We start from the raw sequence: 7,860 nt of genomic DNA, 5'->3' as shown, positions 1-7,860 counted from the left end.
GAGGCGCCGATCTTCAGCGTGGCCGACTACGGGCTGGAGGCGGATCTGTTTGCGGCTGTGCCTGAACTGGTCAAGGCGGTTTGACATCCACAGGGCATCATCACCCGTCCAACTTCTATAGGATCAAATGCTATTAAAAATATAGCTGAATGCGCTTTTTGAAAGGGCGCTGCGGCTTTTTTCTATTCCAATAACGACGCACGAGACAACACCATGAGCACATCCCTTTCCCGCCGCAAGATCGTTCAGGCCACCGGTGCAGCACTGGCAGCTGCCGCGTTGCCAGCGCTGGCACAGTCCGCCTGGCCTAACCGTCCCCTCCGCATTGTGGTGCCGTACACGGCCGGTGGCTTTACCGACCAGATGGCGCGACTGCTCACATTGGGCCTGCAAAAGCAATTCGGTCAGCCCGTGGTGATTGACAACAAGCCCGGAGCGAACAGCATCATTGGCGTGGACGCCGTCGCCAAGTCCGCACCCGACGGGCATACGTTTGGCGTGGTGATCCCGGCCTTCACGGCCAACACCACGCTCTACCCCAAACTTCCCTACAACCCGCGCAAGGACCTGGTGGGCGTGTCGCTGCTGGGTGTCTCGCCGCTGGTGGCTGCCGTAGCGCCCAACGCACCTTTCAAGACGGTGAAGGAACTCGTGGCCTATGCCAAGGCCAACCCGGGCAAGGTGAGCTTTGCATCGTCAGGCACAGGCTCTGCCGCGCACCTGACCAGCGAGCTGCTCAAGTCGCTCACCAAGACCTTCATGGTGCACATCCCCTACCGTGGCGCAGCACCGGCGCTGACCGACCTGCTCGGCGGCCAGGTGCCGTTGTTCCTCGACCCGCCACCCAACCTGATTCAGCCCGCCAAGGCAGGCCGAATCACGCTGATTGGCGTGGCGAGTGAAAAGCGGCTGCCCATGCTGCCAGACGTACCCACCTTCATCGAGCAGGGCATTCCTGGCATGGTGGGCAGCACCTGGGCCAGCATGATCGCCCCGGCAGGCACGCCGCGCGACATCATCAAGCGCATGTCTGACGCTGTGAACGCCATCATCCAGAGTGAAGAGACCAAAGCCAAGCTCGAAGTCATGGGCACCTTCGGTGAAGGCACCACGCCTGAGGCCTGTGATGCCTTCTTGGCTGCCGAAACGACGAAGTGGGGCAAGGTGATCCGCGACGCGGGCGTGACGCTGGACTGAGCCTGATCCCCCCAGCGCGTACGTTTCAGGCGTAGCGCTTGGCCCGCAGGTTTTCCTTCATCTGCTGCAGGATCGGCTGCAGCGAGCTGCCGATGCGCAGCGCCACGCACGTGGCCAGCACGTCGATGATCAGCAAATGCATGAGGCGCGACACCATGGGGCTGTAGCGGTCGTAGCCCTCGGGGTGATCGGCCGCCAGGTGGATCTGGCAGGTGCTGGCCAGGGGCGAGCCGCTGGCGGTGATGACGATGGTGGTGGCGCCGTTGCGGCGGGCGATGTCTGCCGCGTCCATCAGGTCGCGGGTGCGGCCGGAGTTGGAGATGATCACCGCGCAGTCGCCCGGGCCCAGCAGGGTGGCGCTCATCACCTGCATGTGGCCGTCGCTGCTGGCAATCGAGGTGACGCCCAGGCGAAAGAACTTGTGCTGAGCATCCTGCGCCACGATGCCGGAGTTGCCCACGCCGTAGAACTCGATGCGTTTGCCCTTCTTCCAGGTGTCGGCAATGGCCTCGGCCGCGCGCTCGATAGCCACGGTACTGGCCGCGTTGCGGTATTGCAGAAACGCCGCCACGGCGTTATCCACCACCTTCACCAGCACGTCGCCGGTCTTGTCGTCGGCATCCACGCTGCGGTGGATGAAGGGCACGCCTTCGCTCACGCTGCCTGCCAGCTTGAGCTTGAAGTCCGCCAGCCCGTCGTAGCCCATGCTGCGGCAAAAACGCACCACGGTGGGCTTGCTCACATGCGCGCGCTCGGCCAGCTCGCGCACGGGCAGGCGGGCGAAGGTGCGCGGGTCGGTCAGCACCAGCTTGGCCACGCGCTGTTCGGCGGGGGCCAGGGAGGGCAGGGAGGCGGTGATGCGGTCGAGCATGTCTCAGTCAGCGGGTGCAGCGCGGGCTGCTCAGGTGAAGCCTTCGGACAGATTGGGATAGAGCCGTTCTTAATGTAACTTGGTTCCCACAGCGGCGGGGAGGTTGCAATCCCTGCCTTTCAACCTGCTTGCACCGGGCTTGGGCGTTTCCCCCCTGGCCCCTGCGGGCCCTGCACGCGTAGCATCCTCCATCACGTTATCCAGATACTGAGGAGCCTTCCATGCGTCAACCCTTGCTGACAAAACTTCTGGCCGGTACGGCCCTTGTGGCCGCTGCATCGGGCAGCTGGGCCCAGGGCCAGGTCAACATCATCTGTTCGGTGCAGGCCGAGTGGTGCAACCTGATGTCCACGGTGTACGCCAAGACAACCGGCACCAAGGTCAACATGACGGCCAAGGGCTCGGGCGAGGCGCTGGCGCAGCTCAATGCCGAACGAGCCAACCCCAAGACCGACATCTGGTTTGGCGGCACGGGAGACCCGCACCTGCAGGCGGCCGAGCAAGGCCTGACGCTTGAATACAAGTCGCCACAGCTCGCGCAGCTCTACCCCTGGGCGCAGAAGCAGGCGGCCGATTCCAAGTACCGCACCGTGGGCGTGTACCTGGGCCCGCTGGGCTTTGGCTACAACAAGGAGCTGCTGGCCAAGCGCAAGCTCAACCCCCCCCAGTCGTGGGCCGACCTGCTCAAGCCCGCGTTCAAGGGCGAGGTGCAGATGGCCAACCCGGCATCGAGTGGCACGGCCTACACCATGATCGCCACGCTGGTGCAGATCATGGGCGAAGAAAAGGCGTTTGAATACCTCAAGGCCCTGCATCCCAACATCAGCACCTACACGCGCTCGGGCACGGCGCCGGTCAAGGCCGCCGCGCGCGGCGAGACGACGGTGTCCATCAGCTTTGTGCACGACGTGACCACCGAGGCGGTCAATGGTTTTCCTGTCGGATCGGTCACGCCTTCGGAAGGTACCGGCGCCGAGGTGGGCTCCATGAGCATCGTCAAGAACGGCCCCAACACCGAGGCCGCCAAGAAGTTCTACGAATGGGCGCTCACGCCAGGCGGCCAGCAGTTTGGCCTGGCGGCCAAGCAGTTCCAGTTGCCCAGCAACACGCAGGTGCCCAAGGACCCGCGCATGACCGACCCGGCCAAGATGAAGCTCATCAACTACGACTACGCCAAGTACGGCGCCAGCGCTGAGCGCCGCCGCTTGATTGCGCGCTGGGAAAAAGACGTGCAGAACGCAACGCGCTGAGGGGCGGTGGTGTCGGCAGCAGCAGCGGCGGCGCACGCAACCCTCCGGACCACGGCCTCCAGCGCCTCGGTCAACCGGCCCCTTTGGGTCTGGCTGGTCATCGGCGTGCTGGGGTATCTGGTGTTCCCCTGGTATGCACAGCAGGACGCCAATGGCCTGCTCGCTGTCGGCCAGGTTTTCAGCAACGAACAGGCCGCCAACGGGCTGCTGCAGGCCGCCCTGTTTGGCCGCTCCTGGCTCTGGCTGGGCCTGACGGGGCTGGTGGTGGCGGGCCTGGGGGCCTGTCTGCCTGCGGGGCGCAGGCAGGGGGCCGTGCTGGTGGCGGGGGGCGCGCTGGGGCTGGCGGCCCTGCTGCTCAGCGGCTTTGCGATTGGCGCGCGTGGCTGGGCGTTTGAGTGGATGAACTCCAGCCTGGGTGAGCTGGGCGCGCGCCAGCCGGGCATGGGCTGGGGCGGGTTTGTGGTGCTGTCGGCGCTGCTGGTGCTGCTGTCGTTCGGCGTGGCGCGGCGCGGCTTTTTCAAAGGCGATTTGTTCGTGGCGGCGGCGGTACTCGGTTGCGGCAGCTTGCTGGCGCTGTTCATCGTGTTCCCGGTGCTCAAGGCGCTGTCGGCCGCTTTTTTTCTGGAGGACGGCCCCTTCTCGCTGGCCGTGGTGTGGGAGCGCATTGCGCACGAGCGCAACTTTGGCCTCTCGTGCCTGGCCGGTGGCCAGCGCTGTGGCGTAGCCTGGAACACGCTGTTCCTGGGGCTGATGACGGCCACCAGCACCACGCTGCTGGGCACCTTCATGGCGCTGATGGCCGAGCGCGCGTCGCGCCGCTATGCGCGGCCCCTGAACATCGTGGCGCTGCTGCCCATCATCACGCCGCCGTTTGTGGTGGGCCTGGGGCTCATCCTGCTGTTCGGCCGTGCGGGGGTGTTCAACCAGTTTCTGGAATACGCGTTTGGCATCACGCCGTCGCGCTGGTTCTACGGCTGGCTGGGCGTGTGGGTGGCGCAGACCTTTGCCTTCACACCCATTGCTTTCATGATCATGCGTGGCGTGGTGCAAGGCGTGGCCCCTAGCCTGGAAGAGGCCGCGCAAACGCTGCGTGCCAGCCCGCACCGCACCTTCATGACCGTGACCCTGCCGCTGCTCAAGCCGGGCCTGGCCAATGCGTTCCTGGTGGGCTTCATCGAAAGCATGGCCGACTTCGGCAACCCCATCGTGGTGGGCGGGCAGTTCTCAGTGCTGTCCACCGAAATCTTCTTTGCCATCGTGGGTGCGCAGTACGACCAGGGCCGTGCCGCGTCGCTGGCCTGGATCCTCACGTTCTTTGCGCTCACCGTGTTTGCCATCCAGCGCGGCTTGCTGGGCAAGCAGAACTTCACTACCGTGTCGGGCAAGGGCGATGCGGGTATTGCCATGCCGCTGCCCACCGGTGTGCGCCGCGTGGTGCATTCCATCGCGCTGCCCTGGATGGCGTTCACCCTCGTCGTGTACCTGTTTGCGCTGGCTGGCGGCTTTGTGCAGACCTGGGGGCGTGACTACACCATCACGCTGGCGCACTTTCGCACCGCCTTCAGCGTGGAGTGGGGCGAGTTTGGCGTCGTGTGGGCAGGCACTGCGTGGAACTCGTTCTTCACTACGCTCAAGCTCGCTGCCATCTCGGCGCCGCTCACGGCCACGCTGGGCATCGGCATTGCGTGGCTGCTGGCGCGCACCGAGTTCCGAGGGCAAGGCGCGTTCGAGTTTGCCGCGCTGCTGGCCTTTGCCATCCCCGGCACGGTGCTGGGCGTGAGTTACATCCTGGCGTTCAACGTGCCGCCGTTCGAGCTGACCGGCACAGCGCTCATCATCGTGTTGTGCTTCATGTTCCGCAATCTGCCGGTGGGCGTGCGGGCGGGCACCGCAGCGTTCAAGCAGCTGGACCGATCGCTGGATGAAGCATCCGTCATGTTGCGCGCGGGCAGCGTGCAGACCCTGCGCCATGTGGTGCTGCCGCTGCTCAAACCCGCGCTGGTGGCAGCACTGGTCTACAGCTTTGTGCGCGCCATCACCACCGTGAGTGCCGTGATCTTCCTCGTCACGGCCGAGAACGAACTGGCCACCACCTACATCATCGGCCGCGTGGGCAATGGCGACTATGGCGTGGCACTGGCCTATTGCACGGTGCTCATCGTCCTTATGTCTGCCTCCATCGGGCTGATTCAGCTGCTGGTGGGCGACCGCAAGCTCGGGCGGCGCGGAGCCGCCCCCGCCGCGCACTGACCCCCCTGACAAAAGAAGAAAACACGCCATGAACAACAGCGACGCGGGCATCGTGTTCCGCAACATCACCAAGCGCTACGGCAGTGACAGCAGCTCGGCGCTGGCCGTCAAGGGCATCAGCTTTGAGGTGCCGCGCGGCACGCTCACCACCATCCTCGGCCCCTCGGGCTGCGGCAAGACCACCACCTTGCGCATGATCGCGGGGCTGGAGTCGCCCACCTCGGGCGAGATCTTCATTGCGGGCCAGGACGTGACCACGCTGGGCCCTGCGCAGCGCAATGTGAGCATGATGTTCCAGAGCTATGCGCTGTTCCCCCACATGAATGTGGTGGAGAACGTGATGTACGGCCTGCGAATGTCAGGCCAGCCCAAGGAGCAGGCGCGCACCAAGGCGGTGGAGGCGCTGCGCGGCGTGGGCCTGGTGGGCTATGACGACCGCCTGCCCAGCGAACTGTCTGGCGGGCAACAGCAGCGCGTTGCGCTGGCCCGCGCGCTGGTGCTGGAGCCGGAGGTGCTGCTGTTCGACGAGCCCTTGTCCAACCTCGACGCGCGCCTGCGCCGCGAGATGCGTGAAGAGATTCGCGCACTGCAGCAGCGCCTGTCGCTCACGGTGGCTTATGTCACACACGACCAGGCCGAGGCCATGGCCGTGAGCGACCAGATCATCGTGATGAACCAGGGGCTGATTGCGCAGAAGGGCTCGCCCCGCGCGCTGTACGAAACCCCGCACAGCGAATTCGTGGCGGGCTTCATGGGCGAGGCCATGCTGTTCCCGGCCGTGGCCGACCCCGATGGCACGGTGGCTCTCGGCCCGCTGGCGCTGCGCCCCCGCATGGCGGTGAAGAGCGGCCCGGTAAAGGTGGCGGTGCGGCCGGAGGCCTGGCGCATTCACCGCCAGGACGGGGGCCTGCTGCCCGCCCGGCTGGACAAGCGGGCCTATTTGGGCGCGGTGCACGAATACACCTTCGACACCCCGCTCGGCCACATCTTTGTGGTCTCGTCCGACCTGGACGATGTGCTGGCCGTGGGTGACGAAGTGCAGCTGAGTCTGGGTGCCCACGGCGTATCGGTGGTTGGTAGTACCGAAGGCGGCCGGACCAATGCGGAATAATGGCGCCATGACGAACCAACTCGACGCCCTCAAACAGTTCACCACCGTGGTTGCCGACACCGGCGACTTTCTGCAACTGGCCCAGTTCCGTCCGCAGGACGCCACGACCAATCCCTCGTTGATTCTCAAGGCGGTGCAAAAACCTGAATATGCGCCCCTGCTCAAGGACACCGTGGCCCAATGGCAAGGGCGCTCGATGGACGAGGTGATCGACCGCCTGCTGGTGCGTTTTGGTTGCGAGATCCTGACGCACGTGCCCGGCCGCGTCTCCACCGAAGTGGACGCCCGCCTGAGCTTTGACACCAGCGCCACCGTTGCGCGCGCCGAGCGCATCATCGAGCTGTACCAGGCCGAAGGCATCCACATCGACCGCGTGCTCATCAAGATCGCGGCCACGTGGGAAGGCATCCAGGCCGCCGCCCAGCTGGAGCGCAAGGGCATCCACACCAACCTCACGCTGCTGTTCTCTTTTGCCCAGGCCGTGGCCTGCGGCCAGGCCAAGGTGCAGCTGATCTCGCCGTTTGTGGGCCGCATCTACGACTGGTACAAAAAGCAGGCGGGTGCAAGCTGGGACGAGGCCGCGCGCGCGGGCGCCAACGACCCGGGCGTGCAGTCGGTCACGCAGATCTACAACCACTACAAGCGTTTTGGCATTGCCACCGAGGTGATGGGCGCGAGCTTCCGCAATGTGGGTCAGATCACGGCGCTGGCCGGGTGCGACCTGTTGACCATTGCGCCTGAACTGTTGGCGCAGCTGGCTGCGAGTGATGCACCGTTGCAGCGGGCGTTGGATGCGGAGGCTGCCAAGGCGATGGACCTGCCTGCGGTGAACTATGACGAGGCGGGGTTCCGGTTTGCGCTGAATGAGGATGCGATGGCGACCGAGAAGCTGGCCGAGGGCATTCGGGCGTTTGCGGTGGATGCTGTGAAGCTGGAGAAGCTGATTCTCGCTGCTTGAAGTCGGAGGTTTTTTGAGCGGCTGGTGCCTGGGTTGCAGGTGCTGGCCGCTTTTGTTTTTGCTGGGCTATTGCGAGCACATCGGGCTGCATGCTTGTGTTTGGGGCGGGAGCCGGGTTGTCGCCCCGGCAGGCGAGGTACTTTTCTTTGCTTCGCCAAAGAAAAGTACCCAAAAGAAAGGCGACCCCCAGTCTGCGACCCCTTCGCTGTGCGAAGGGGCAAAC

The 7,860-nt window shown here is 65.0% G+C and carries 6 protein-coding genes; 5 read left to right on the top strand and 1 reads right to left on the bottom strand.

Features of this window, described 5'->3' with window-relative positions; all coding sequences use genetic code 11:
- Positions 1 to 213: 213 nt before the first annotated feature.
- The gene (locus AC1Q64_RS25480; protein WP_291439320.1) at positions 214 to 1,197 is read left to right on the top strand and encodes a tripartite tricarboxylate transporter substrate binding protein; all 984 of its coding nucleotides are present in this window, start codon (positions 214 to 216) and stop codon (positions 1,195 to 1,197) included.
- A 25-nt stretch (positions 1,198 to 1,222) separates the two neighbouring features.
- On the opposite strand, the gene AC1Q64_RS25475 is transcribed toward AC1Q64_RS25480, so the two are convergent.
- Complete coding sequence (locus AC1Q64_RS25475; RefSeq protein ID WP_056058413.1) at positions 1,223 to 2,068, bottom strand: MurR/RpiR family transcriptional regulator; 846 nt, start codon at positions 2,066 to 2,068, stop codon at positions 1,223 to 1,225.
- A gap of 221 nt (positions 2,069 to 2,289) precedes the next feature.
- Between AC1Q64_RS25475 and AC1Q64_RS25470 the strand changes: the two genes are divergently transcribed.
- From AC1Q64_RS25470 to tal, 4 genes are all read left to right on the top strand, one after another.
- Positions 2,290 to 3,318 carry an ABC transporter substrate-binding protein gene (locus AC1Q64_RS25470; protein ID WP_492253151.1) on the top strand — a complete coding sequence of 343 codons (1,029 nt, stop codon included), beginning with the start codon at positions 2,290 to 2,292 and terminating at the stop codon, positions 3,316 to 3,318.
- A 105-nt stretch (positions 3,319 to 3,423) separates the two neighbouring features.
- Complete coding sequence (locus AC1Q64_RS25465) at positions 3,424 to 5,568, top strand: ABC transporter permease (RefSeq protein ID WP_492253152.1); 2,145 nt, start codon at positions 3,424 to 3,426, stop codon at positions 5,566 to 5,568.
- Between the two features lie 28 nt (positions 5,569 to 5,596).
- Positions 5,597 to 6,679, top strand: coding sequence for an ABC transporter ATP-binding protein (locus tag AC1Q64_RS25460; protein WP_492253150.1), 1,083 nt, complete (start codon positions 5,597 to 5,599; stop codon positions 6,677 to 6,679).
- 7 nt (positions 6,680 to 6,686) lie between these two features.
- Positions 6,687 to 7,637 (top strand): transaldolase, encoded by a 951-nt coding sequence (tal, locus tag AC1Q64_RS25455; RefSeq protein ID WP_492253149.1) that lies wholly within the window; start codon positions 6,687 to 6,689, stop codon positions 7,635 to 7,637.
- Positions 7,638 to 7,860: the final 223 nt, after the last annotated feature.

Source organism: Acidovorax sp. GW835-FHT14G06 (assembly GCF_058793595.1).
Note: the sequence above shows the minus strand (reverse complement) of the source record. Positions and strands in the feature narration are given on the sequence as shown.